24 protein-coding genes are annotated in these 23,545 nt (G+C 68.1%); 10 read left to right on the top strand and 14 right to left on the bottom strand.

From position 1 onward, the window contains the following. Positions 1–224 precede the first annotated feature (224 nt). Together msbA and AC5LXX_RS12015 are read left to right on the top strand one after the other, a co-directional pair. Positions 225–1,976 carry a lipid A export permease/ATP-binding protein MsbA gene (gene msbA / locus AC5LXX_RS12020; protein WP_493411124.1) on the top strand — a complete coding sequence of 584 codons (1,752 nt, stop codon included), beginning with the start codon at positions 225–227 and terminating at the stop codon, positions 1,974–1,976. Positions 1,977–2,078: 102 nt separating this feature from the next. Continuing rightward, positions 2,079–2,459, top strand: a complete 381-nt coding sequence (locus tag AC5LXX_RS12015) for an RcnB family protein (RefSeq protein ID WP_493411123.1) — start codon at positions 2,079–2,081, stop codon at positions 2,457–2,459. 64 nt (positions 2,460–2,523) lie between these two features. Here the strand turns inward: AC5LXX_RS12015 and AC5LXX_RS12010 are convergent, their stop codons facing one another. The 5 genes from AC5LXX_RS12010 to AC5LXX_RS11990 form a co-directional block, all read right to left on the bottom strand. Then, the gene (locus AC5LXX_RS12010) at positions 2,524–3,090 is read right to left on the bottom strand and encodes an FUSC family protein (RefSeq protein ID WP_493409592.1); all 567 of its coding nucleotides are present in this window, start codon (positions 3,088–3,090) and stop codon (positions 2,524–2,526) included. Between the two features lie 41 nt (positions 3,091–3,131). Then, a complete protein-coding gene (locus tag AC5LXX_RS12005; protein ID WP_493409591.1) occupies positions 3,132–4,394 on the bottom strand; it encodes an MFS transporter in 1,263 nt (420 codons plus the stop codon). Further along, on the bottom strand, positions 4,391–5,353 hold the full coding sequence (locus tag AC5LXX_RS12000) for a PRC-barrel domain-containing protein (protein WP_493409590.1): 963 nt from the start codon (positions 5,351–5,353) through the stop codon (positions 4,391–4,393). Before AC5LXX_RS12000 ends, AC5LXX_RS12005 begins: the two co-directional genes overlap by 4 nt. A 258-nt stretch (positions 5,354–5,611) precedes the next feature. Continuing rightward, on the bottom strand, positions 5,612–6,814 hold the full coding sequence (locus tag AC5LXX_RS11995) for a collagen-like triple helix repeat-containing protein (protein ID WP_493409589.1): 1,203 nt from the start codon (positions 6,812–6,814) through the stop codon (positions 5,612–5,614). A 455-nt stretch (positions 6,815–7,269) separates the two neighbouring features. After that, positions 7,270–7,605 (bottom strand): YggL 50S ribosome-binding family protein, encoded by a 336-nt coding sequence (locus AC5LXX_RS11990; RefSeq protein ID WP_124452991.1) that lies wholly within the window; start codon positions 7,603–7,605, stop codon positions 7,270–7,272. Positions 7,606–7,871: 266 nt separating this feature from the next. Between AC5LXX_RS11990 and AC5LXX_RS11985 the strand changes: the two genes are divergently transcribed. Then, positions 7,872–8,303: an STM2901 family protein gene (locus tag AC5LXX_RS11985; protein WP_493411122.1), complete on the top strand. Its 432-nt coding sequence runs from the start codon at positions 7,872–7,874 to the stop codon at positions 8,301–8,303. 1 nt (position 8,304) lies between these two features. Beyond that, positions 8,305–8,685: a DUF1493 family protein gene (locus tag AC5LXX_RS11980; RefSeq protein WP_493409588.1), complete on the top strand. Its 381-nt coding sequence runs from the start codon at positions 8,305–8,307 to the stop codon at positions 8,683–8,685. A 79-nt stretch (positions 8,686–8,764) separates the two neighbouring features. On the opposite strand, the gene rng is transcribed toward AC5LXX_RS11980, so the two are convergent. From rng to upp, 9 genes are all read right to left on the bottom strand, one after another. Next, positions 8,765–10,234 carry a ribonuclease G gene (gene rng / locus AC5LXX_RS11975; RefSeq protein WP_069248507.1) on the bottom strand — a complete coding sequence of 490 codons (1,470 nt, stop codon included), beginning with the start codon at positions 10,232–10,234 and terminating at the stop codon, positions 8,765–8,767. A 7-nt stretch (positions 10,235–10,241) separates the two neighbouring features. Then, positions 10,242–10,874 (bottom strand): Maf family protein, encoded by a 633-nt coding sequence (locus AC5LXX_RS11970; RefSeq protein WP_493409587.1) that lies wholly within the window; start codon positions 10,872–10,874, stop codon positions 10,242–10,244. A gap of 51 nt (positions 10,875–10,925) precedes the next feature. After that, positions 10,926–11,396, bottom strand: a complete 471-nt coding sequence (gene rlmH, locus AC5LXX_RS11965; protein ID WP_006484265.1) for a 23S rRNA (pseudouridine(1915)-N(3))-methyltransferase RlmH — start codon at positions 11,394–11,396, stop codon at positions 10,926–10,928. Between the two features lie 18 nt (positions 11,397–11,414). Further along, a complete protein-coding gene (gene rsfS / locus AC5LXX_RS11960; RefSeq protein ID WP_124453000.1) occupies positions 11,415–11,864 on the bottom strand; it encodes a ribosome silencing factor in 450 nt (149 codons plus the stop codon). Positions 11,865–11,868: 4 nt separating this feature from the next. Then, positions 11,869–12,618, bottom strand: a complete 750-nt coding sequence (locus AC5LXX_RS11955; RefSeq protein ID WP_493411121.1) for a nicotinate-nucleotide adenylyltransferase — start codon at positions 12,616–12,618, stop codon at positions 11,869–11,871. Next, positions 12,609–13,532: an oxygen-dependent coproporphyrinogen oxidase gene (gene hemF / locus AC5LXX_RS11950; RefSeq protein ID WP_493409586.1), complete on the bottom strand. Its 924-nt coding sequence runs from the start codon at positions 13,530–13,532 to the stop codon at positions 12,609–12,611. Before hemF ends, AC5LXX_RS11955 begins: the two co-directional genes overlap by 10 nt. A gap of 118 nt (positions 13,533–13,650) precedes the next feature. Further along, positions 13,651–14,931, bottom strand: coding sequence for a phosphoribosylamine--glycine ligase (purD, locus tag AC5LXX_RS11945; RefSeq protein ID WP_493409585.1), 1,281 nt, complete (start codon positions 14,929–14,931; stop codon positions 13,651–13,653). A gap of 105 nt (positions 14,932–15,036) precedes the next feature. Continuing rightward, on the bottom strand, positions 15,037–15,765 hold the full coding sequence (locus AC5LXX_RS11940) for a YebC/PmpR family DNA-binding transcriptional regulator (protein WP_059233569.1): 729 nt from the start codon (positions 15,763–15,765) through the stop codon (positions 15,037–15,039). A gap of 205 nt (positions 15,766–15,970) precedes the next feature. After that, a complete protein-coding gene (gene upp, locus AC5LXX_RS11935) occupies positions 15,971–16,621 on the bottom strand; it encodes a uracil phosphoribosyltransferase (protein ID WP_006478229.1) in 651 nt (216 codons plus the stop codon). A 206-nt stretch (positions 16,622–16,827) separates the two neighbouring features. Here upp and AC5LXX_RS11930 point away from each other — a divergent pair, with 206 nt between their 5' ends. From AC5LXX_RS11930 to kdpB, 6 genes are all read left to right on the top strand, one after another. Then, positions 16,828–17,607: an SDR family oxidoreductase gene (locus tag AC5LXX_RS11930; RefSeq protein WP_493409584.1), complete on the top strand. Its 780-nt coding sequence runs from the start codon at positions 16,828–16,830 to the stop codon at positions 17,605–17,607. Between the two features lie 54 nt (positions 17,608–17,661). Further along, complete coding sequence (locus tag AC5LXX_RS11925; protein ID WP_059233571.1) at positions 17,662–18,054, top strand: methylglyoxal synthase; 393 nt, start codon at positions 17,662–17,664, stop codon at positions 18,052–18,054. 177 nt (positions 18,055–18,231) lie between these two features. Further along, on the top strand, positions 18,232–19,206 hold the full coding sequence (locus AC5LXX_RS11920) for a quinone oxidoreductase family protein (protein ID WP_124453010.1): 975 nt from the start codon (positions 18,232–18,234) through the stop codon (positions 19,204–19,206). Between the two features lie 300 nt (positions 19,207–19,506). Further along, positions 19,507–19,599: a K(+)-transporting ATPase subunit F gene (gene kdpF / locus AC5LXX_RS11915; protein WP_006752209.1), complete on the top strand. Its 93-nt coding sequence runs from the start codon at positions 19,507–19,509 to the stop codon at positions 19,597–19,599. Then, positions 19,596–21,401: a potassium-transporting ATPase subunit KdpA gene (gene kdpA, locus AC5LXX_RS11910; RefSeq protein WP_493409583.1), complete on the top strand. Its 1,806-nt coding sequence runs from the start codon at positions 19,596–19,598 to the stop codon at positions 21,399–21,401. Before kdpF ends, kdpA begins: the two co-directional genes overlap by 4 nt. A 54-nt stretch (positions 21,402–21,455) precedes the next feature. Further along, on the top strand, positions 21,456–23,540 hold the full coding sequence (kdpB, locus tag AC5LXX_RS11905) for a potassium-transporting ATPase subunit KdpB (protein ID WP_124453013.1): 2,085 nt from the start codon (positions 21,456–21,458) through the stop codon (positions 23,538–23,540). Positions 23,541–23,545: the final 5 nt, after the last annotated feature.

The raw sequence follows: 23,545 nt of genomic DNA, 5'->3' as shown, positions 1-23,545 counted from the left end.
AAATCGTCGGAAAGGCGGAGAAAACGGTGAGCGGCAGTATACCCGCGGCCCGGCCGCCGGCCGCATCGGCCATGCCCGTGCCGGCGGGGGCGGTGCGGCTATAATGTTGGGCCCTTTTAGGCATCCGCCCGACGGGGGCGAACTCCCGGGCGGCCACGCGCCGGGCGCCGCATCGCGGCTCAAGAAGGATTGCCTTGGAAACCCAGAACACACTTCGCAAACCGATGGACGGCACCGGCACCTCGCCGGTCACGGTCCTCAAGCGCCTGTGGCCGTACATCCGGCCGCTGATCGGCATCGTGGTGCTCGCCGTGATGACGATGGGCGTCGTCGCGGCCACCGAAGCCGGTATCCCGGCGCTGCTCAAGCCGCTGCTCGACCACGGCTTCGGCTCGCATGGCAGCGACAGCGCGAAATGGTACGTGCCGATCGCGGTGATCGGCCTAGCACTCGTGCGCGGCGTGTCGCAGTACACGTCGAACTACCTGCTCAACTACGTATCGAACCGCATCCTGCTGCAACTGCGGCTCGAGATGTTCCAGCGGATGCTCCACACCGGCGCGTCGTTCTTCCAGCGCGAAACCGCGAGCACGGTGATCAACGCGATCGTGTTCGAGGTCAACCAGATCCTGTCGGTGCTGACCGGCGTGATGGTGACGCTCGTGCGCGACTCGCTGACGGTGATCTTCCTGCTTGGCTACCTGTTCTACCTGAACTGGCGGCTCACGCTGATCGTCGCGGTGATCCTGCCCGGCATCGGCTGGCTCGTCAGCAAGATCAACCGCCGCCTGCGCCGCCTGAACCGCGAGCACCAGACGCTCACCAACGAGCTGTCGTACATCGTCGAGGAGACGGTCGGCGGCTACAAGGTCGTCAAGGTGCACAACGGCGAAGCGTACGAAATGGACCGCTTCACGACGATGAGCAAGCGCCTGCGCGGCTACGCGATGCGCATGACGATCTCGGGCGGCCTCGCGCAGCCGCTCACGCAGTTCCTCGCGTCGATCGCGCTCGCGGTCGTGATCACGATCGCGGTCGTGCAGTCGTCGAACGACCAGACGACGGTCGGCGGCTTCGTCGCGTTCGTCACGTCGATGCTGCTGGTGATCTCGCCGCTCAAGCACCTGATCGACGTCAACCAGCCGCTGCAGCGCGGGATGACGGCCGCCGAGCTGATCTTCGGGCTGATCGACGAGCCGGCCGAACCGCAAGGCGGCGGCCGGCCGCTGCCGCACGCGCGCGGCGAGATCGAATTCCGCAACGTGTCGTTCGACTATGGCGCGGCCGAGCGGCCGACGCTCGACCGCATCTCGTTCAAGGTCGCGCCGGGTGAAATGATTGCGCTGGCCGGCCCGTCCGGCAGCGGCAAGACGACGCTCGTGAACCTGCTGCCGCGCTTCTTCGACCCGACCGACGGTGCGATCCTGGTCGACGGCGTGCCGGTTTCCGACTACGACCTCCATGCGCTGCGCGGCCAGATGGCGATGGTCAGCCAGGACGTCGTGCTGTTCAACGACACGATCGCGGCGAACGTCGCGTACGGGCAGACGCCCGACCGCGCGCGCGTGCAGGCCGCGCTCGAAGCAGCCAATCTCGCCGATGCAGTCGCCGCGATGCCCGACGGGCTCGACACGCTCGTCGGCGGCAACGGGATGCGATTGTCCGGCGGCCAGCGCCAGCGGCTCGCGATCGCGCGCGCGATCTACAAGGACGCGCCGATCCTGATCCTCGACGAAGCGACGTCGGCGCTCGACTCGGAATCGGAGCGCCACGTGCAGGCGGCGCTCGAACGGCTGATGGAAGGCCGCACGACGCTCGTGATCGCGCACCGGCTGTCGACGATCGAGCGCGCGGACCGCATCCTCGTGCTCGAGGCCGGCAAGATCGTCGAGGAGGGCAGCCACGACGAACTGCTGCGCCACGGCGGCCTCTACGCGCACCTGCACCGGATCCAGTACCAGCAGCAGGCGGCTTGACGCGCGGTCATGCGCCCGTGCAATGCCGTGTGCTAGTCTTCATCGGGCAGTTCGAGTGTTTCGTTCGACGTGACAACACGGAGGGAAAGCACGATGAACAAGATGAACAAGATGCACGGGATGATGCTGGCCGCGGTGATCGCGGCCGGTTTCGCCGCGCCGGCCGCGATGGCGCAGGACCACGACAACCACGATGACCAGGGCGGCCACGGCATGCACCGTGGCCACGGCCCGAAACACATGCCGCCCGGCCAGATGCGTCATGAGGACGACCTGCCGCCGCGCTGGGCCGACCAGCCGCGCCGCGAGTGGCACAAGGGCGATCGGCTTCCCCCCGAGTTCCGCGATCGTCAGTACGTGATCGACGACTGGCGCGGCTATCGCCTGAGCCCGCCGCCGCGCGGCTATCAATGGGTCGGCGTCGGCGGGGATCACCTGCTGGTGCAGATCGGTTCCGGCATCGTGCTGCGAATCGGCGACTGACCTTGCCGATCGCCCGGCACGTATCGCGATGCCGCGATGCGCGCCGGGCAGCCGGCCCGCCGCGTCACTTCGCTTGCGCGTGGCGGAACCAGCGCCGCTCGATCCTCGACATCACCCAGCACACGCCCAGCGCACACACGGTGCCGAGCGTTACCTCGCCGAGCCGCATCAGCGGCACATCCCACAGCGGGCCGTTGCCCGGAAACAGCAGCACGATCGTCGCGGTCACGCCGCCGAGCCGAGCCGCACTGCCGACGTTCAGGCACCAGCAGCAGACGATCACGACCGCGACCGTGATCGCATACGTGACGAGGCGATCGCCGCCGACCGCCGCGCCCGCGAAGCCGAGCACGCCGCCGACCATCGCGCCGATGAACTGGTCGCGCGACAGCGACATCGTGTCCGAGTAGTTGTGCTGCGTGACGGCGATCGCGGTGATCGCCGCCCACACGGCCTGCTCGGTGTGCATCGCGCGGCCGATCGCATACGCGAGGCACGCGCTGCAGACGGCCTGGAGCGCCATCAGCCCGCCTTGCGCGAGCCGTTCGCTGAATGACAGCCCCTTGAACAGAGCGAAGATCGACTGCTGGATCTGCTGGCGGGCTTCGTTGAGTGTCCTGATCGTATCCATCGTGAGTCGGCCAAGAAGCGGGTAACGGCGGCGGGCCGCGTTCAGTGCGCCTGTTCGGGCGATGCGGGAGCCGGTTCGTCGGCCGCCGCGTCGCCGTTCTCGACGCGTGTTTCGGGCATCACGAGCCAGACCAGCAGCACCGCGAGCGCGCCGGCGCCCGCGAGCCCGAAGAAGCTGACTGCGTTGCCGAAGTGATCGGCGACGTAGCCGGCGGCGGCCGTGCTGAGCGTCGCGCCGATCCCGGCCGCGAGCCCGAACAGCCCGATGCACAGGTTGTAGCGACCCTTGCCGCCCGCGACGTCGGCCGCGATCAGCGGCAGCATCACGCCGAACACGGCCGCGCTGATGCCGTCGAGCATCTGGACCGGCACGAGCAGGTACGGGCTGCTCACGCCGGCGAACAGCAGCGCGCGCACCGGCAGCGCGGAGAAGCCGAGCAGCAGGATCGGCCGGCGCCCCCAGCGTTGCGCGGAGCGGCCGACCCACGGCGACAGCATCGCGACGATCGCCTGCGGCACGATGATGCACGCGGCGATCACGAGCTGCACGTTTTCGCCCATCCCGGCCGTGACTTCGCCGGCCGCGAGGTTCAGCATCGCCGCGTTCGACAGGTGGAACAGCACGACGCACGCCGCGAAGATCAGCATCCGGCGGTCGCGCAGCAGCTCGAGCAGCGTCTCGCGTTCGCCGGCTTCGTCGTGGTGATCGTCGGGCCTCGACGACTGCGGGATCACTTCGTGGGTCGGCTGGATCATCGCGAGCGCGAACAGCGCGGGCAGCGCCAGCACGGCGGTCAGCCAGAACACCGCGCGCGCGGAGAAGTACTCGCCGGTGAGCCCCATCAGGCCCGCCGCGACCGCGCTGCCGATCGAGGCCCAGCGCGCATTGCGGCCGAGCCGGTCGCCGAGGTCGGCGCGGCCGACCAGCGAGAACGAGATCGCGGCCATCGCCGGCACGAGCATGCAGCTCGCGAAGCCGTGGAACACCTCGGCGGCGATCACCGGCACGATCGTCGGGCTCGACGCGAGCAGCACCGCGGACAGGATGATGGCCGCGATCGCCCAGGCGGCCGCGCCTTTCTTGTTCTTCAGCGCGTCGACGGCCGCGCCGCCCGGCACCTGGCTGACCATCGCGCTGATCGTGCCGATCGACAGCACCATGCCGATTTCACCCTGCGTCCACTTGTGCGACGCGAGGTAGGACGCGATGAACGGGCCGAACCCGGTCTGCACGTTTGCAACGAAGAAGTTGAGCCAGTCGAGGGACCGCAGACTGCGAACGCTGACGGAATGCTTGATCGTCATCGGGTGGCACTCGCAGATGAAGCCGGGGCCGGGGCAACGGGCGGGAAGACCGCGACGATCGGCTTGTCGGCCGCGTAGGGCGGCGACGCCTTGATCTGTGCGTCGTTCAGGTCCAGCTGCGGGTGCAGCGCCTTGTCGCGCGTGACGAAGCGCAGTGCGCCCCAGCTCGCGGCGATCGAACGGCGGTCGGTATTGACGAGACCGCCGAGGTCGAGCACGACGGCCTGCGGCTGCGCGGCGCGGTCGATCAGCACGTCGACGATGCGGCCGATCTTCGTGCCGTTCGGGCGCTCGACGTCGCTGTCGAGCATCGGCAGCCGCGTCGCGGGCGAGGCCGCGGCCGAACCCGACAGCGGCACGGCCTTCGGCCGCGCGGCCGGCGGCAGGTCGCCCGACGGCACGTCGAGCACGATCGGCTCCTGTTTGCCGCCCGGCGTGAAGCGGAACACGTTCCACGGGAAGATGACCTTGCGGTCGCCGACGCCCATGAAACCCTGCAGGTTGACGATCATCTCGCGCGGCTTGCCGCTCGCATCGGTCACCATGTCGACCGCGCGGCCGATCACCTTGCCGTTGCGGCGCGCGACTTCGCTGTCGAGCAGCGCATGGATCTGGGTACGGTCGAGCGGGCGCGTCGCGACGATCGGCGGGGGCGGAGGCGGCGGAGGCGTCGGTGTTTCGGGGTGCTGCACGGGTTTCGGCCGCGTCACTTCGCGGTGCGGCTTCTTCGGCGCTTCCGGCGCCTCCGGTTGCGTCGGCGCCGGCACGGGCGGCATCGTCAGCGGCTCGCCGGCGGTTTCCTCGACAGGCTCGACGAGCGCCTCGCTGATCGGCGCGGGCGGGTTCTGGACCGGCAGCAGCCCGCAGCCGGACAGCAACGCGACGGCGGCGAGAATCAGGAAGACCGTCGAGGACGGCAACGACTTGCGGGATGCGGGAAACGGGAGTCCGCCGCTCATTGACACTCACTCCATGGGTCGGGGGCGGCCCGAGGGCACGCGGCTGGCGATGGATGGCGGGTGCGGGCGGCGCACCACGCGAGGTGAGAGTTTAACGTGTCTTGCTTTCAGGACCGATTTCGATGGCCTGTTGCAGGCGGACTGTGGGGAAAAGGTAGGGATCGGAGGGGGCGGGCGCGGCCGGATGCGCCCCGGGGAGGGTTGCAGCCGCGGCGCCCGATCGTCGGTGACGATGCGGGCGCCGCGTCTTCGAGCGGCCTATTTGACCAGCGAACCGAGCGCCGTCGTGACCGGGGCGAGCACGCCGCCCCCCGTCTTCGACAGTGCACCGGTGCCGGTGCCGCCCGTCAATCCCGCGACGGGCGAGCCGCCGGCCGCGCCCGACACGGCGCCCGTCACCGTGCCGACCGCCGTCGTGAGCGCGCCGGCCGGGTTACTGCCGCCCGTCGCGCCGCCGAGTGCGCCGGTCGACAGGAGCCCCGTGACCGGCGCGAGCGGATTCGTCGCGGCAGCGCCGCCGCCGAGCAGCGTCGTGCCGGCCGTGGCCACCGTGTTGCCGGTTGCCGTCACCACGTTGCCGATGCCGGTCGCGACCGGATTGCCGCCGGTCTTCGCGATCGTCGTGCCGGCGTTCGCGACCCCGTTGCCGACCGTCGTCACGAGGTTCGTGAGCGGCGCGCCGAGCGGCGTGCTCGCCGCGACGGTTTGCGTGACCGACCCGACCGTCGTCGTGATCGGCGTGATCGCCGAACTGGCGGCGCCCGTGACCTGCGCGACGGGGCCGGTCGACAGCTGCGTGCCGAGCGTTGCGCCGCCGCCCGCGATCGTATTGCCGAGCGTCGTGATCGCGCCGCCGACGGGCGATGTGACGGGGGCGAGCGGGGCCAGTGCCGAGCCGCTGGCACCGAGACTCGACACGACGCCGCCGGTCGCCGCGACCGCATTGCCGAGGTTCGTGACCACGCCGCCCGTGCTCGCGACCGTCGTGCCGACCGGATTCGACGACGCGCCGAGCTGGCCAAGCCCCGATCCGATGCCGGTGCCGAGCGTCGTGACGGCCGCGCCGGCATCCTGCACGACGGTGCCGAGCCCTTGCGTGGTCGCCGCGTTCGTGCCGGGCAGCGACTGGCCCGCGATCACCGTGCCGACGCCCGATACGGTGCCGCCCGTGGCCGTCACGACGTTGCTCGACGCATCGATCGTCTGGCCGAGCGCATTGGCCGACTTGCCGGTGCCGGAGTTGCTGCCAGTGCCGCTCCCCGTGCCGCCCGCGGTCGAGCTGCTGCCTGAAGCGCTGCCGCCGGTCGTCGCGGTCGTGTCACCCGAACCCGAGCTGCCGCCGCCGGTGCCCTGGCTCAGCGAGCCGGAGCCGCCGCAGGCGGACAGCGACATCAGCGCCGCGGCGCCCGCCGCGATCATGATCATTCGGAGTCCTGCTTGATGGATGGTCGGCGTCGTCATGTCGTCCTCGTCTTGTCTCGTTTGATGGATTGGGTCAGGCGGCCGTCGCGTGCGCCGACGTGTCGTCGCTGCGAACGGGAATCGGCTGGCGCGTTGTCGGTTGTCTCCCTGATTGCCCGCCGCCGTGTCGCATTTCGCCCGTACCGGAATCCGGAGCGCCTGTCGGGCGAGCGATTCGCATTCTTTCGTATTGCTCGCCGATCGCGCCGGAAAACACCGGATTCCTGGCAATCAGAGTAGGTCCGCCGATGCGAGGCGTCTTTTAATGATCGTTAAATTGAAGTAAGCGTCCGATTCAATGCGGAAATCGGGGTAATCACGGTCGACGCGATGCGAATCGTGTGAGTCGGTGCCGGAGAGGCGGGGGGCGAAGGCGGGAGTGGTGCCGCACCGGCCTGCTCGCCGTCATGGCGGGCAGGCGCGGGCGCTGCGTGAAGCAGGGGGGAGCGGGGAACTCAGGCGTCCGGATACCACGCGTCGGTGAACTCGCTGACCTTGACGTCCGTCAGTTCCGGGCGGGCGGCGAGCCACCCGCGCACGAGTTCGCGATCGGCGTCGGTCGTCGTGCCGCGCGGCGCGCCGGAGATCACGTACGCGCCGATGCCTTCGTCCGCGGACGCGACGGTCATCAGTCCGTTCGCTTCGACGAAGTCGATGAACGCGTCGATCAGCTCGCCGCGCGCGAGGTCGGTCATTTCGTTGCGGTAATGCGCGGTGGCGTTGAACGCGAGTTCCTGGAATTCGCCGATGTGGAGTTTCTTGCGCTGGCGGCGGTTGTGGCCTTGGCTCATGGTGTGTGGTGAGTGATAGGTGAGAAAGGATAGCGCGGCGGATGGCGCAGGCGCCCTGTCGACATGCGGCATGGGCGAGGCTGGCGGCGAAGGCGGGCGTATCGCGGGACCGTTTTCGAAACTGTTCTTAAACAATTGCGCGATGCGCCTTTCGCCGTGTGGCCTGGTCAAGCGGCCTATTGCACGCCTGACCGAATGATACAGGGATGGCGAGCGTGTTCCGCTTTGCTAAGGTCTGCGGTCATTCGAACAACAACGAGGGCCGTATGTCGGACAATCGCTATTCGTACGAGGGGCGTGAGGATCTCACGCCGGGGGATCTGTTTTTTTGGGTTGCCGTGAATCAGGTTTGCAAACGGTTTGGCTTTCACGACCTTGGTGCTGCGGCTGCCGTTCTATTGGGGCAGAACGATGTACCGGTTCCCGGCAAGCCGCGCGGCGCGGTGGCCGGCACCTCCGTTGCGTCGCTTGCGGCGCGCAAAGCGCTGCCGTTCAACGCCGGAATTCGGTTGCCGACCATCACGAAAGCCGGTGCCGGTGGTATGCGGATCGCGACGACTCGTAACCTCGGTGCGTTCGTCGGGCGAGCAGTGCCCGTTGTCGGCACTATCATGCTCGCTACGGATGCGGCAGTCGTCATGTGGAATACGGTGCAGGTCTACAACAGCATTGCAAAACCGGAAGACAGAGTGCTCTGATATGGCTGACACGGCATGGGATCGGCTCGAGGCATTTGCTCGGGAGGAGTTAGGGCGTCCGCTCTTTGGCGGTCCGCTGAAGCTGTCACGTTCAAGCCGGATGGAAGAGGACCTCCGCATCACGGGAATCGACGCGATCGAATTTATCGACAAGTGGGGCGAGACCTTCGGGATCGATGTAGAGCGTTTCCCGTATCAGCGATACATCGGCCCGGAAACGCTCGATATGGTCAGAACGTTCCTTGGGCTGTTTTCGTCGAAATATCGCGCCCCGGAACTTGTGCCCCTGACACTCGGCATGCTGGAAGAAGCGATGCGTCTCGGCCGGTGGGATACCGAAGCGATCGAGCGTGTCGCCCGGGAAGGGGGCCGCGCGGAATAGCCGTTCGCCATGGCATGCAGGTTGCGCGAAATCCCTCCCATGCCGGGCAGGAATCGCGCAACCGCAGAAGAGCGCAGCGTTACATCAGCACGATATCGTATTGCTCCTGGCTCAGATTCGACTCGACCTGCAGCGACACCGGCTTGCCGATGAAATCGATCAGCATCGCGAGATGCTGCGATTCCTCGTCGAGGAACAGGTCGATCACCTGCTGCGCGGCGATCACGCGGAATTCGCGCGGATTGAACTGCCGCGACTCGCGCAGGATCTCGCGCAGGATGTCGTAGCACACGGTGCGCGACGTCTTCACCTGGCCCTTGCCCTGGCAGGTCGGGCACGGCTCGCACAGCACGTGCGCGAGCGATTCGCGCGTGCGCTTGCGCGTCATCTCGACGAGCCCCAGCTGCGAGAAGCCGTTGACCGTCACGCGCGTGCGGTCGCGCGACAGCGCCTTCTTCAGCTCGGACAGCACCGCGTCGCGATGCTCGGCGTTCTCCATGTCGATGAAGTCGATGATGATGATCCCGCCGAGGTTGCGCAGCCGCAGCTGGCGCGCGATCGTATGCGCGGCCTCGAGGTTGGTCTTGAAGATCGTGTCGTCGAAGTTGCGCGCGCCGACGTAGCCGCCCGTGTTCACGTCGATCGTCGTCATCGCCTCGGTCTGGTCGATCATCAGGTAGCCGCCCGACTTCAGGTCGACGCGGCGCGACAGCGCGCGCTGGATCTCCGTCTCGATGTTGTACAGGTCGAACAGCGGCCGCTCGCCGGTGTAGTGGTGCAGCTTCGGGCTCACGGCCGGCGTGAACTCGCCCGCGAATTCCGAGAGGCGCTGGTACGTTTCGCGCGAATCGACCTGGATGCGCGTCGTGTCGTCGTTCGCGAAATCGCGCAGCACGCGCTGCGCGAGATCGAGATCCTGGTACAGCAGGCTCGTCGCCGGCAGCCGCTGCGCCTGGGCGACGATCGTCGCCCAGGTCTTGCGCAGGTACGTGACGTCGCCGGCCAGTTCGTCGGAGGTCGCGTCCTCGGCGATCGTGCGCACGATGTAGCCGCCTTTCTCGTCCGGCGGGATCACGGCCGTCAGGCGCGCGCGCACGGCCTCGCGTTCGGCCTCGCTCTCGATCTTCTGCGAGATGCCGATATGCGGTTCCTGCGGCAGGTAGACGAGCGTGCGGCCCGCGATACTGACTTGCGTCGACAGCCGCGCGCCCTTCGTGCCGATCGGATCCTTGATCACCTGGACCATCAGCGTCTGGCCCTCGAACACGATCTTCTCGATCGGCTGGTGCGGCGTGCCCGACTGCGGCTCGCCCGCGAGGCGCGGATGCCAGATATCGGCGACGTGCAGGAAGGCCGCACGCTCGAGGCCGATGTCGATGAACGCCGACTGCATGCCGGGCAGCACGCGCACGACCTTGCCGAGATAGATGTTGCCGACCCGCCCGCGCGACAGCGTGCGCTCGACGTGAAGCTCCTGCACCGCGCCTTGCTGGACGAGTGCGACGCGCGTTTCCTGCGGCGTGAGGTTGATCAGGATTTCTTCGTTCATGTGCGGTTCAGAAGGCGACGCGTGCGGTGCGCAGCAACGCGGCAGTCTCAAAAAGGGGCAGACCCATGATACCTGAATGGGAACCGTCGATTCGCTCGATGAATTCTGCCGCGCGGCCCTGGATCGCGTACGCGCCGGCCTTGCCGAACGGCTCGCCGGTTTCGACGTAGCGCGCGTAGGCGTCGCGCGATGCGGGCGCGAAGCGCACCGACGAGCGCGACAGCGCGGGCGGCAGCAGTTCTCCGCCGGCATCGATCACGGCGACGGCGGTCAGCACCGCGTGTTCGCGGCCCGCGAGGCGCGTGAGCATCGCGAGCGCGTCGTCCGCGTCGGCCGGCTTGCCGAGGATCGCGCCGTCGATCGTCACGGTCGTGTCGGCAACCAGCACCGGCGCGGCCGGCTTGCCGCTCGCGACGAGGCGCGCACGCGCGGCTTCCGCCTTCGCGACGGTCACGCGCCGTACATACGCATCGGCGGCTTCGCCGGGCAGTTCGGCTTCGAGCGCTTCGGCGTCCTCGTCAGGGCGCGGCAGCAGCAGTTCGAAGCGGACGCCGATCTGCTGCAGCAGCTCCTGGCGGCGCGGGCTTTGCGAAGCGAGGTAAAGGATCGGGAAAAGCGCGGGGGACGTGCTGGACGGCATGGTGTCGTTATCTCGTTGTGCGCGCGCGGCGCGCGTCCCGAGGACGACGCGTCATGCGCGGTGGTAGGGGTGATTCTGCGTGATGCTCCACGCCCGGTAAAGCTGTTCGGCGAGCAGCACGCGCACCATCCCGTGCGGCAGCGTCATGCTCGAGATGCGCAGCAGCACGTCGGCGCGTGCTTTCAGTTCCGGATCGAGCCCGTCGGCGCCGCCGATCACGAACGCGACGTCGCGGCCGTCCTGCTGCCAGCCAGGCAGTGCCTGCGCGAGCTGCATCGTGGTCCAGTCGCGGCCGCGCTCGTCGAGCGCGACGAGGCGCGCACCCTTCGGCAGCGCCGCCTCGATCTTCTGCCGCTCGGCCGCCATCACGCTTTCGGCGCTGCGGCCGCCCGAACGCAGTTCGGGCTTGATCTCGCGCAACTCGATGCGCAGCTCGGGCGGCATCCGCTTCGTGTATTCGTCGAAGCCGGATGCGATCCAGCCCGGCATCTTGTGGCCGACCGCGAGGATGAAAAGCTTCATCGGAAGACGCGCGACGGCTTAACGGCGGCGGGCGGCCGTCTTGCGCGCCGGACGGGCGGGCGCGGCTTCCTCTTCGTCTTCCTCGTCTTCGCTGGCCGTGGCAAAGCCGTTCGGGCCCTTGCCGCCGCCGAGCTTCATCCGCACCGGCTTGTCGCCCCAGATTTCCTCGAGGTTGTAGTACTGGCGCAGGGCCGGCTGGAGGATGTGCACGACCGCGTCGCCGCAATCGACCAGCACCCATTCGCCGGTGTCTTCCCCTTCGGAGCTGACGATGTCGCCGCCGGCTTCCTTGACCTTGTCGCGCACGCTCGATGCGAGGGCCTTGGTCTGGCGGTTGGAGGTGCCCGATGCGACGACCACGCGGTCGAACAGTTCGGTCAGGTGGCTGGTGTTGAACACCTTGATGTCTTGCGCCTTGACGTCTTCGAGGGCGTCGACGATCACGCGCTGCAGTTTGCGAATATCCATGGATTCAGGAATGGTAGAGGCGATGTTGAAGAATATAGGCCCATACGGCGGCCGGCACATGCTCGGCCGACGCATCGGGCATTTGCGCATGGCGCGCGATGCATTCGCGCAGGTGGGCGCGGATGTCGGTCGCGGCAATGTCGAACGAAAGGGTCGTATCGATCAGCAGGTGGCCGGCCGGCGTGGCCTTCAGCACGTCGGCGCCGGCCTGCCGCGCGGCGATTTCCCGCGCAACGTCCGGCGGCGCCGTGCCCAGGTCGAAACCCGGGCGCGTCGACACGCAGATGTGCGCGTAGTCGAACAGCTTGCGCCAGTCGCGCCACGTGTCGAGCCGCACGAGCTGGTCGGCGCCGATCAGCAGCGACAGCGACGCGTCCGGGCCGATGCGCTCGCGCCAGCGCGCGAGCGTCTCGACCGTGTAGGTCGGGCCGGCGTGCTCGATCTCGTCGGTGGCGACGGTCACGGTCGCGCCCGGCACGGACAGCGACCCGGCGGCCGCACGCGTCATCGCGAGCCGGTGCTCGGCGGCCGACACGTCGCGCTTCTGGTACGGCTGCCCGGCGGGCAGCAGCACGAGTTCGGTCAGGCCGAGCAGCTCGGCGAACCGGCGCGCGAGCGCGAGATGGCCGTCGTGGATCGGGTCGAAAGTACCGCCCAGCAAGCCGATACGACGCGGCAGCGGGGCGGGGCGGGCGGTGGTGTCCAGAAACGCGTCCTTTCCTTGGGGCAGCGGGGCGCGCGGGCTCAGACCCAGTCGCGCGGCACGATGAAGTCGCTGTACAGGCGCGCTTCGGGCGTGCCCGGCTCGGGCTGCCAGTTGTAGCGCCAGTTCGCGACCGGCGGCATCGACATCAGGATCGACTCGGTGCGGCCGCCGCTCTGCAGGCCGAACAGCGTGCCGCGGTCGAACACGAGGTTGAATTCGACGTAGCGGCCGCGGCGATACGCCTGGAAGTCGCGCTCGCGCTCGCCATACGGCAGCTCGGCGCGACGCTCGACGATCGGCAGGTAAGCCTGAAGGAACGCATCGCCGACGCTCTGCATCAGCTCAAACGAGCGTTCGAATCCGGGCTCGGAGAAATCGTCGAAGAAGATCCCGCCGATGCCGCGCATCTCGTTGCGGTGCTTCAGGAAGAAATATTCGTCGCACCACTTCTTGAAGCGCGGGTAGAGCTCGGCACCGAACGGATCGAGCGCATCCTTGCAGGTCTGGTGGAAATGACGCGCGTCGTCCTCGAAACCGTAAACCGGTGTCAGATCCATGCCGCCGCCGAACCAGAACACGGGCTCCTCGCCCGGCTTCGTCGCGATCAGCATCCGCACGTTCATGTGGACGGTCGGGCAGTACGGATTGCGCGGATGCAGCACGAGCGACACGCCGAGCGCCTCGAACCCGCGGCCCGCGAGCTGCGGGCGCGCCGCGCTCGCCGACGGCGGCAGCGCGTCGCCCGCGACGTCGGAAAAGCCGATCCCCGCGCGTTCGAACACGCGGCCGCCTTCGAGAATCCGCGTGCAGCCGCCGCCGCGCAGGCGTTCGGCCGGCCCGCGCTGCCACGTGTCGGTGGCGAGCGGCGTGCCGTCGAGCGCGCCGAGCGCGTCGGCGATGCGTGTCTGCAGGCCCTGGAGGTACGTGCGCACGCGCGCCACGTCGTAGGTCGAATCGGTCATGTCTGGACTGGGTGCCCCCGCCCGAAGCGGGGGCCGTAAAAAAGGCATCTGCCGGGCATTCTATCGAACCCCGGCAGAGGAGCCGCCGCCGCGCGAGGACGGGGCGGCGACGGCGACGTCACACGCTCTTGCGGTTGAGCGCGCGGAAGCCGATGTCGCGGCGGTACTGCATGCCTTCGAAATTGATCTGGTTGATCGTGTCGTACGCATGCTGCTGCGCTTCGCGCACCGAATCGGCCAGGCCGACCACGCACAGCACGCGGCCGCCCGACGTCACGAGCTTGTCGCCTTCGCCGAGCGTCGTGCCCGCATGGAACGTCACGGCCTGTTCGGTCTCGGCCGGGATCCCGTTGATGCGGTCGCCCTTGCGCGGCGCGTCCGGATAGCCGTGCGCGGCCAGCACGACGCCGAGCGCGGTGCGGCGGTCCCAGTCGAGCTCGACCGTGTCGAGCGTGCCTGCGATCGCCTGCTCGACGACCTTCGAGAAATCGCTCTTCAGGCGCGCCATGATCGGCTGCGTTTCCGGGTCGCCCATCCGGCAGTTGAACTCGAGCGTGCGCGGATTGCCGTCCTTGTCGATCATCAGGCCCGCGTACAGGAAGCCCGTGAAGCGGATGCCGTCCTTCTCCATGCCGCGCACGGTCGGCATGATGATCTCGCGCATCACGCGTGCGTGCATCTGCGGCGTGACGATCGGCGCGGGCGAATACGCGCCCATGCCGCCGGTGTTCGGGCCGCGGTCTTCGTCGAGCAGGCGCTTGTGGTCCTGGCTCGAAGCCAGTGCCAGTGCGTGCTTGCCGTCGACCATCACGATGAAGCTCGCTTCCTCGCCGTCGAGGAATTCCTCGATCACGACGCGCGCGCCGGCATCGCCGAGCTTGTTGCCCGACAGCATCATGTCGACCGCTGCATGCGCTTCTTCCAGCGTCATCGCGACGACGACGCCCTTGCCGGCCGCGAGGCCGTCGGCCTTCACGACGATCGGCGCACCCTTCGCGTCGATGTACGCGTGGGCGGCCGTCGCATCGGCGAAGGTTTCGTAGTCGGCCGTCGGAATGTTGTGGCGCTTCATGAACGCCTTCGCGAAATCCTTCGAGCTTTCGAGTTGCGCGGCTTCGCGGGTCGGGCCGAAGACCTTCAGGCCGCGTGCGCGGAACAGGTTGACGATGCCGGCCGCGAGCGGTGCTTCCGGCCCGACGAGCGTGAACGCGACGCCTTCGCTTTCCGCGAAATCGGCGAGTTCGTCGAGCGACGTGATATCGACGTTCTTCAGACGCTCGTCCTGCGCCGTGCCGCCATTGCCGGGCGCGACGTAGACCATCTGGACGCGCGGCGATTGCGCGAGCTTCCACGCCAGCGCATGTTCGCGGCCGCCGGAACCGACGACGAGTAGTTTCATGGGATTCCCCGCAGACTAGAAAACAGGGCGGCCGGCACGCTCAGGCGCGCCGGCCGCGGAATCGGTCGGGCCGCCGCCGCAACGCTGCGCGCGGCGGCCGGCATCTCATTCCTCGATGATGACGGCGTTCGTATACACGTCCTGCACGTCGTCGAGGTTCTCGAGCGCGTCCAGGAGCTTCTGCATCTTCGCCGCGTCGTCACCGGTGAACTCGACTTCGTTCTGCGGCTTCATCGTCACTTCGGCGAGTTCGGCCTTGAAGCCGCCGGCTTCGAGCGCGTCCTTCACCTTCGAGAACTCCTGCCAGTCGCACAGCACTTCGATCGAGCCGTCGTCGTTCGTGTTCACGTCGTTCGCGCCGGCTTCGAGCGCGGCTTCCATCAGCGCGTCTTCCGACGTGCCGGGCGCGAACAGGAACTGGCCGACGTGATCGAACATGAACGCGACCGAGCCGTCGGTGCCCATGTTGCCGCCGAATTTCGAGAATGCGTGGCGAACTTCCGCGACCGTACGCGTGCGGTTGTCGGTCAGCGTGTCGACGATGATCGCCGCGCCGCTGATGCCGTAGCCTTCGTAACGGATTTCTTCGTAGTTCGCGCCGTCCGCGCCGCCGACGCCGCGATCGATCGCGCGCTTGACGTTGTCCTTCGGCATGTTCGCGTCGGCTGCCTTGTCGACCGCGAGACGCAGGCGCGGGTTCGAGTTGACGTCGCCGCCGCCGAGGCGCGCCGCGACCTGGATTTCCTTGATCAGGCGGGTCCAGATCTTGCCGCGCTTCGCGTCGGCCGCTGCCTTCTTATGCTTGATGTTGGCCCATTTCGAATGACCAGCCATACCTTTCTCCGTACCCGGGCGCGCTGCGCGGGCGATTGTTTCAATGTGTCGTTGAGTCGGCGGCCGTGTCGGCGGGCATGAAGCCGCGGGGCCGCGCGTATCGAGTGGATCGTGATTTTATCACGCGGCGACCGCCGGTTCGGGGCCGCCGCGCCTGGCCGAACGGCCGGGCAGGCCGCCGCGGGCCGCGCGGCCGCCCAGGCGCTCAGTTCTTGGTGCCGAACAGGCGGTCGCCCGCGTCGCCGAGGCCCGGCACGATGTACGCATGCTCGTTCAGGTGCGAATCGAGCGACGCGACGAACAGCTTCACGTCGGGGTGCGCATCCTGGAACACCTGGACGCCCTCGGGCGCGGCGACCAGCGCGACGAACATGATGTTCGCGGCCGGCACGTTGCGGCGCTTGAGCACGTCGACCGCGTGCACGGCCGAATAGCCGGTCGCGACCATCGGGTCGCACAGGATGAAGATGCGGTCTTCCAGGTCGGGCAGGCGCACCAGGTATTCGACCGGGCGGTGGTCCTCGGCGCGGTACACGCCGATATGGCCGACGCGCGCGGACGGCACCAGGTCGAGCAGGCCGTCCGACATCCCGATGCCCGCGCGCAGCACGGGCACGATCGCGAGCTTCTTGCCCGCGATCACGGGCGCGTCGACCGCCACCAGCGGGGTTTCGACCCGCTTGGTCGTGATCGGCAGGTTGCGGGTGATCTCGTAGCCCATCAGCAGCGTGATTTCGCGCAGCAGCTCGCGGAACGTGCGCGTGGACGTGTCCTTGTCGCGCATGTGCGTGAGCTTGTGCTGGATCAGCGGGTGATCGGTGATGAAGAGATTCGGGAAACGGCTGTCCTGTTTCATGACGGGGGCGCGCTGGCGGCAAAAGGGGATCGGGGCGGCGGCGGGCGCAAGCCGGCTGCCGCTTATGGCCGCAATTTTACCAAGGCGCGCCGCATGATCCGGATATTATCGACGTCTCACGACAATCCGCGCGCCGCGCCCGCCCGTTCGCCGTCCACCGGCGCGGCGGGACCGTCCCGGCGCGCGTCGCCACCAGGGAGTCGACGATGGATCTCGGTATCGAAGGAAAGACCGCGCTCGTATGCGCGGCCAGCAAGGGCCTCGGTCGCGGCTGCGCGGAAGCGCTGGCCGCCGAGGGCGTGAACCTCGTGATCATCGCGCGCACGCGCGACACGCTGGAGGAAACCGCGGAGGAGATCCGCGCGGCATCGAATGTGTCGATCACGGCAGTCGCCTGCGACATCACGACGCCGGACGGGCGCGCGGCCGCGCTCGCCGCATGCCCGCAACCGGATATTCTCGTGAACAATGCCGGCGGCCCGCCGCCCGGCGACTTCCGCGACTTCTCGCACGACGACTGGATCCGCGCGCTCGAGGCGAACATGCTGACGCCGATCGAGCTGATCCGCGCGACCGTCGACGGGATGATCGCGCGCCGCTTCGGCCGGATCGTCAACATCACCAGTTCGGCCGTGAAGGCGCCGATCGACGTGCTCGCGCTGTCGAACGGCGCTCGCTCGGGGCTGACCGGCTTCGTCGCGGGGCTGTCGCGCAAGGTTGCGGTGCAGGGCGTGACGATCAACAACCTGCTGCCGGGGCTGTTCGACACCGACCGGATCGCGACGACGCTCGCCGCGTCGGCGAAGGCGCAGGGCGTGACGGTCGACGAAATGCGCGCGCGGCGCGCGAACGACATCCCGGCCGGCCGCCTCGGCACGCGCGCCGAATTCGGCGCCGCCTGCGCGTTCCTGTGCAGCGTGCATGCCGGCTACATCACCGGGCAGAACTGGCTGCTCGACGGCGGCGCATATCCGGGGACGTTCTGACCGCGCCTTGCGATTCACGATCACGACGACAACCGAACGACGAAGGAACTGGAGATGAGCAAACCCCGCATCGCATTGATTGCGCACGACGCGAAGAAGGACGAGATCGTCGCGCTCGCGGGCGAGTATCGCGCGACGCTCGCGCAATGCCGGCTGGTCGGCACGGGCACGACGGGCGGCCGCATCGCGGCCGCGCACGGGCTGGAGGTCGAGCGCAAGCTGTCGGGGCCGCTTGGCGGCGACCTGCAGATCGGCGCGGAGCTGGCCGAGGGCCGCGTCGACATCGTCGTGTTCCTGCGCGACCCGATGACCGCGCAGCCGCACGACCCCGACATCACCGCGCTCGTGCGCGCGTGCGACGTGCACGACGTGCCGGTTGCGACCAACGTCGCCACCGCGCGGATGCTGCTCGACGACCTGGCGCGCAACATGCAGGATGTTTGCTAGTCACGCGCCGCGGCCGATTGCCCCTGCTCGAGGCAGGGCCATGCAAGGATGACGGCGCCGCGCGAGAATCGTGCGTCGCGACGCGCACCTGCCGCCCGGTTCCTGCATGAATCGGCCGGCCCGCGCATCGGCGGCCCCGATTTTTTCCTGACCGATTGACAGATGAGGAGCGAAACGATGCCGAAAGCAATCCGATACGACCAGCCGGGCGGCCCGGACGTGATGAAGTGGGTCGATGTCGAAGTCGGCGAGCCGAAGGCGGGCGAAGTCCGCATCCGGCAGCACGCGGTCGGGCTCAACTACATCGACGTGTATTTCCGCACCGGCCTGTATCCGCAACCGCTGCCCGGCGGCCTCGGGATGGAGGCGGCGGGCGAGGTGACGGCCGTCGGCGACGGCGTGACCGCGCTCAAGGTGGGCGACCGCGTCGCGTATGTCGGGCAGCCGCCCGGCGCGTATGCGCAGGAGCGCGTGATGCCGGCCGAGCGGCTCGTGAAGTTGCCCGACGGCATCAGCTACGACGATGCGGCATCGGTGATGCTGCAGGGCCTGACCGCGCACTACCTGCTGCGCCGCACCTACCCGGTGAAGGCCGGCGACACGATCCTGATCCACGCGGCGGCCGGCGGCGTCGGCCTGCTCGTGTGCCAGTGGGCGAAGGCGCTCGGCGCGACCGTGATCGGGACGGTCGGCTCCGACGAAAAGGCCGAACTCGCGAAGGCGCACGGCTGCGATCACCCGATCGTCTACACGCGCGAGAATTTCACGCAGCGCGTGAAGGAGATCACGAACGGCGCGGGCGTGCCGGTCGTCTACGATTCGATCGGCAAGGACACCTACCTCGGCTCGCTCGACTGCCTCGCGCCGCTCGGCTACTTCGTCAGCTTCGGCAGCGCGTCGGGCCCGCTGCCGCCGATCGACTCGAAGGAGTTCTCGTCGCGCGGCTCGCTGTTCTTCACGCGGCCGACGCTGTTCTCGTACATCGCGAAGCGCGCCGATCTCGAAGCCGGGGCCGCCGAGCTGTTCGACGTGATCCTGTCGGGCAAGGTGAAGACCAGCATCAACCAGCGCTATCCGCTCGCGGAAGTCGGCCGCGCGCATGCCGATCTCGAAGCGCGCAAGACCACCGGCTCGACGATCCTCGTTCCCTGAGCCTTCCCCCCCGTGCCGGCGCCATGCCGGCACGCGCCCATGCGGGCGGCGCTGCGGCGCCGTCCGTCCCGCCTCCCGGTTTGCCCCGTCCGCGCGTTTACACGTTTTTTATATCCGCCCCGACACCTTTGACCCGTCCTTTACGTGCGTTCCCATAATGTTCTAGTCGTCTGATTTCGACGACGGAGAACACAAAATGGATGGGGTTTTCATCGGCGCTCTGGTGCTCTTCACCGCGCTGATCCTCGGCTTGGTTGCCGGTTGCGACAAGCTCGTGCAATACGGTCGCGGGGGGCGGGCATGACCTGGATGCTTTGGCTGGCGGGCGCCTCGACGGCCCTGCTGTTCGCGTATCTCGTCTTTGCGCTGCTGCGCGCGGAGGACATCGAATGAACGCGAACAATCTCTTTCAGACGCTGCTCTTCATCGTCGTGCTGCTCGCGGCGGCCGTGCCGGTCGCGCGCTACCTGTCTGCAGTGATGGACGGCAGCTCGCGCGTCGTGCGCGTGTTCGGGCCGCTCGAACGCGCGCTGTACCGCATCGCCGGCGTCGACGCCGGCAGCGAGATGAACTGGAAGCAGTACGCGGTCGCGACGATCGCGTTCAATGCGCTCGGCGCGCTGTTCCTCTACGGCCTGCTGCGCCTGCAGGGCTTCCTGCCCGGCAACCCGCAGCAATTCGGCGCGATGACGGTCGACGGCGCGTTCAACACGGCCGTCAGCTTCGTCACCAATACGAACTGGCAGGACTACACGCCCGAGCAGACCGTCAGCTACCTGACGCAGATGCTCGGCCTGACCGTGCAGAACTTCCTGTCGGCGGCGACCGGCATCGTCGTCGTGATCGCGCTGATCCGCGGCTTCGCGCGTCACACCGCGCAGACGATCGGCAACTTCTGGGTCGACCTGACACGCGTCACGATGTACGTGCTCGTGCCGATGTCGGTGGTGATCGCCGCGCTGCTGATGAGCCAGGGCGTGATCCAGAACATGAAGGCGTACCAGGACGTGCCGGTGCTGCAGGCGAGCACCTATGCGGCGCCGAAGCTCGACGCGCAGGGCAACCCGGTGAAGGACGACAAGGGCAACGCGGTCACGGTGCCGACCCCGCTCACGAAGCAGACGCTCGCGATGGGCCCGGTGGCGTCGCAGGAAGCGATCAAGATGCTCGGCACCAACGGTGGCGGGTTCTTCAACGCGAACTCCGCGCATCCGTACGAGAACCCGACGCCGTTCGCGAACTTCATCCAGATCTTCGCGATCCTGATCATCCCGGCCGCGCTGTGTCTCGTGTTCGGCCGCATGATCGGCGACCGCCGGCAGGGTATCGCGGTGCTCGCGGCGATGACGGTCGCATTCGTGATCGCGATCGGCGTCGAGGTGAACGCGGAGCAGGGCGGCAACCCGACGCTCGCCGCGCTGCACGTCGACCAGTCGGCGAACGCGCTGCAACCGGGCGGTAACATGGAAGGCAAGGAAACGCGCTTCGGCATCGCGCAGACCGGCATCTTCACGGTCGCGACCACGGCTGCATCGTGCGGCGCGGTCGACACGATGCACGATTCGCTGACGCCGCTCGGCGGTCTCGTGCCGATGCTGCTGATGCAGCTGGGCGAGGTGATCTACGGCGGGGTCGGCTCGGGTCTCTACGGGATGCTCGTGTTCGCGCTGCTCGCGGTGTTCGTCGCCGGCCTGATGATCGGCCGCACGCCGGAATACGTCGGCAAGAAGATCGAAGCGTACGAGATGAAGATGGTGTCGATCGTCGTGCTGCTCACGCCGCTGCTCGTGCTCGTCGGCACGTCGATCGCCGTGCTCGCCGACGCGGGCAAGGCCGGCATCGCGAACCCCGGCCCGCACGGCTTCTCGGAAATCCTCTACGCGTTCAGCTCGGCCGCGAACAACAACGGCAGCGCGTTCGCGGGCCTGACGGTCGGCACGCCGTTCTACAACTGGGCGACCGCGATCGCGATGTGGTTCGGCCGCTTCGGCACGATCGTGCCGGTGCTGGCGATCGCCGGTTCGCTCGCCGCGAAGAAGCGCATCGCGGTGACGAGCGGCACGCTGCCGACGCATGGTCCGCTGTTCGTCGTGCTGCTGCTCGGCACCGTGCTGCTGGTGGGCGCGCTGACCTACGTGCCGGCGCTCGCGCTCGGCCCGGGCGTCGAGCACCTGATGATGTGGCTGGGCGCGTGACGCGCGCCCGCACGGCGACACATTGAAAAGACTGAAGAGCTTGAAGAGATCGCAATGACTCAACATTCCGCAACACGGTCCATGTTCGATCCGGCGCTGCTGCGCCCCGCGATCGTGGACTCGTTCAAGAAACTCACGCCGCGCACGCAGTTCCGCAACCCGGTGATGTTCTGCGTGTACGTCGGCAGCATCCTGACCACGATCCTGTGGATCGCGGCGCTCGCCGGCCAGGCCGAGGCGCCCGCGGGCTTCATCCTCGCGATCGCGCTGTGGCTGTGGTTCACCGTGCTGTTCGCGAACTTCGCCGAGGCGCTCGCCGAAGGGCGTTCGAAGGCGCAGGCCGCGTCGCTGCGCAGCGCGAAGAAGGACGTGATGGCGAAGAAGCTCAACGAGCCGCATCCGAAGTCGCCGATCCGCATCACGACCGCGAGCGACCTGCGTAAAGGCGATGTCGTGCTGGTCGAGACCGGCGATGTGATCCCGGCCGACGGCGAGGTCGTCGACGGCGTCGCGTCCGTCGACGAATCGGCGATCACCGGCGAATCCGCGCCGGTGATCCGCGAGTCGGGCGGCGACTTCTCGTCGGTGACGGGCGGCACGCGCGTGCTGTCGGACTGGATCGTCGTCAAGGTCACCGCGAACCCCGGCGAGGCGTTCCTCGACCGGATGATCGCGATGGTCGAGGGTGCGAAGCGCAAGAAGACGCCGAACGAGATCGCGCTGACGATCCTGCTGGTTGCGCTGACGATCGTGATGCTGCTGGCCACTGCCACGCTGCTGCCGTTCTCGATGTTCTCGGTCGAGGCGATGAAGGCCGGCCACGTGGTGACGATCACCGCGCTCGTCGCGCTGCTCGTGTGCCTGATCCCGACGACGATCGGCGGCCTGCTGTCCGCGATCGGCGTGGCCGGCATGAGCCGGATGATGCAGGCGAACGTGATCGCGACGTCGGGCCGCGCGGTGGAAGCGGCCGGCGACGTCGACGTGCTGCTGCTCGACAAGACCGGCACGATCACGCTCGGCAACCGCCAGGCGTCGACGTTCGTGCCGGCGCCGGGCGTGACCGAGGAAGCGCTGGCCGATGCCGCGCAACTGTCGTCGCTCGCCGACGAAACGCCGGAAGGCCGCAGCATCGTCGTGCTCGCGAAGGAGCGCTTCAACATTCGCCAGCGCGACATGGCGCAACTGCATGCGACGTTCCTCGGCTTTTCCGCGCAGACGCGGATGAGCGGCGTCGACCTGCCCGGCCGCGAAATCCGCAAGGGCGCGGCCGATGCGATCCGCCGCTACGTCGAGACGCACGGCAGCCGCTTCCCGGAAGAAGTGCGCCGCGCGGTCGACGAGGTGGCGCGCCGCGGCAGCACGCCGCTCGTCGTGGCCGACCTGCATGAAGGGGCGGCGCGCGTGCTCGGCGTGATCGAGCTGAAGGACATCGTGAAGGGCGGCATCAAGGAGCGCTTCGCGGAACTGCGCAAGATGGGCATCAAGACCGTGATGGTGACGGGCGACAACCGGCTGACTGCCGCGGCGATCGCGGCGGAAGCCGGTGTCGACGACTTCCTCGCGGAAGCGACGCCGGAAACCAAGCTCGCGACGATCCGCGAGCACCAGGCCGCGGGCCGGCTCGTCGCGATGACGGGCGACGGCACCAACGACGCGCCGGCGCTCGCGCAGGCCGACGTGGCCGTGGCGATGAACACCGGCACGCAGGCCGCGAAGGAAGCCGGCAACATGGTCGACCTCGACTCGAACCCGACGAAGCTGATCGAGATCGTCGAGATCGGCAAGCAGATGCTGATGACGCGCGGCTCGCTGACGACGTTCTCGATCGCGAACGACATCGCGAAGTACTTCGCGATCATCCCGGCCGCGTTCGTGACGACCTACCCGCAACTGCGCGTGCTCGACATCATGCACCTGACGTCGCCGGCGTCCGCGATCCTGTCGGCGGTGATCTTCAACGCGCTGATCATCGTCGCGCTGATCCCGCTCGCGCTGAAGGGCGTCACGTACCGGCCGCTCGGTGCCGCGTCGCTGCTGCGCCGCAACCTGCTGGTCTACGGCCTCGGCGGCGTGCTGCTGCCGTTCCCGTTCATCAAGCTGATCGACATGACGCTCGCCGCACTCGGCTGGGCCTGATCCGG

The sequence above is a fragment of the Burkholderia torrens genome (assembly GCF_984668525.1).
Note: the sequence above shows the minus strand (reverse complement) of the source record. Positions and strands in the feature narration are given on the sequence as shown.

Coding starts and splice junctions, on each gene's coding strand:
- purD (WP_493409585.1), bottom strand. CDS start 14,931: ATGAAACTACTCGTCGTCGGTTCCGGCGGCCGCGAACATGCGCTGGCG.
- hemF (WP_493409586.1), bottom strand. CDS start 13,532: ATGACCGATTCGACCTACGACGTGGCGCGCGTGCGCACGTACCTCCAG.
- AC5LXX_RS12000 (WP_493409590.1), bottom strand. CDS start 5,353: ATGAGCGGCGGACTCCCGTTTCCCGCATCCCGCAAGTCGTTGCCGTCC.
- AC5LXX_RS11940 (WP_059233569.1), bottom strand. CDS start 15,765: ATGGCTGGTCATTCGAAATGGGCCAACATCAAGCATAAGAAGGCAGCG.
- kdpF (WP_006752209.1), top strand. CDS start 19,507: ATGACCTGGATGCTTTGGCTGGCGGGCGCCTCGACGGCCCTGCTGTTC.
- AC5LXX_RS11980 (WP_493409588.1), top strand. CDS start 8,305: ATGGCTGACACGGCATGGGATCGGCTCGAGGCATTTGCTCGGGAGGAG.
- AC5LXX_RS12010 (WP_493409592.1), bottom strand. CDS start 3,090: ATGGATACGATCAGGACACTCAACGAAGCCCGCCAGCAGATCCAGCAG.
- rng (WP_069248507.1), bottom strand. CDS start 10,234: ATGAACGAAGAAATCCTGATCAACCTCACGCCGCAGGAAACGCGCGTC.
- AC5LXX_RS11990 (WP_124452991.1), bottom strand. CDS start 7,605: ATGAGCCAAGGCCACAACCGCCGCCAGCGCAAGAAACTCCACATCGGC.
- upp (WP_006478229.1), bottom strand. CDS start 16,621: ATGAAACAGGACAGCCGTTTCCCGAATCTCTTCATCACCGATCACCCG.
- AC5LXX_RS12005 (WP_493409591.1), bottom strand. CDS start 4,394: ATGACGATCAAGCATTCCGTCAGCGTTCGCAGTCTGCGGTCCCTCGAC.
- rlmH (WP_006484265.1), bottom strand. CDS start 11,396: ATGAAGCTTTTCATCCTCGCGGTCGGCCACAAGATGCCGGGCTGGATC.
- AC5LXX_RS12015 (WP_493411123.1), top strand. CDS start 2,079: ATGAACAAGATGCACGGGATGATGCTGGCCGCGGTGATCGCGGCCGGT.
- kdpB (WP_124453013.1), top strand. CDS start 21,456: ATGACTCAACATTCCGCAACACGGTCCATGTTCGATCCGGCGCTGCTG.
- AC5LXX_RS11995 (WP_493409589.1), bottom strand. CDS start 6,814: ATGACGACGCCGACCATCCATCAAGCAGGACTCCGAATGATCATGATC.
- AC5LXX_RS11930 (WP_493409584.1), top strand. CDS start 16,828: ATGGATCTCGGTATCGAAGGAAAGACCGCGCTCGTATGCGCGGCCAGC.
- AC5LXX_RS11985 (WP_493411122.1), top strand. CDS start 7,872: ATGTCGGACAATCGCTATTCGTACGAGGGGCGTGAGGATCTCACGCCG.
- kdpA (WP_493409583.1), top strand. CDS start 19,596: ATGAACGCGAACAATCTCTTTCAGACGCTGCTCTTCATCGTCGTGCTG.
- AC5LXX_RS11925 (WP_059233571.1), top strand. CDS start 17,662: ATGAGCAAACCCCGCATCGCATTGATTGCGCACGACGCGAAGAAGGAC.
- rsfS (WP_124453000.1), bottom strand. CDS start 11,864: ATGGATATTCGCAAACTGCAGCGCGTGATCGTCGACGCCCTCGAAGAC.
- msbA (WP_493411124.1), top strand. CDS start 225: ATGGACGGCACCGGCACCTCGCCGGTCACGGTCCTCAAGCGCCTGTGG.
- AC5LXX_RS11970 (WP_493409587.1), bottom strand. CDS start 10,874: ATGCCGTCCAGCACGTCCCCCGCGCTTTTCCCGATCCTTTACCTCGCT.
- AC5LXX_RS11920 (WP_124453010.1), top strand. CDS start 18,232: ATGCCGAAAGCAATCCGATACGACCAGCCGGGCGGCCCGGACGTGATG.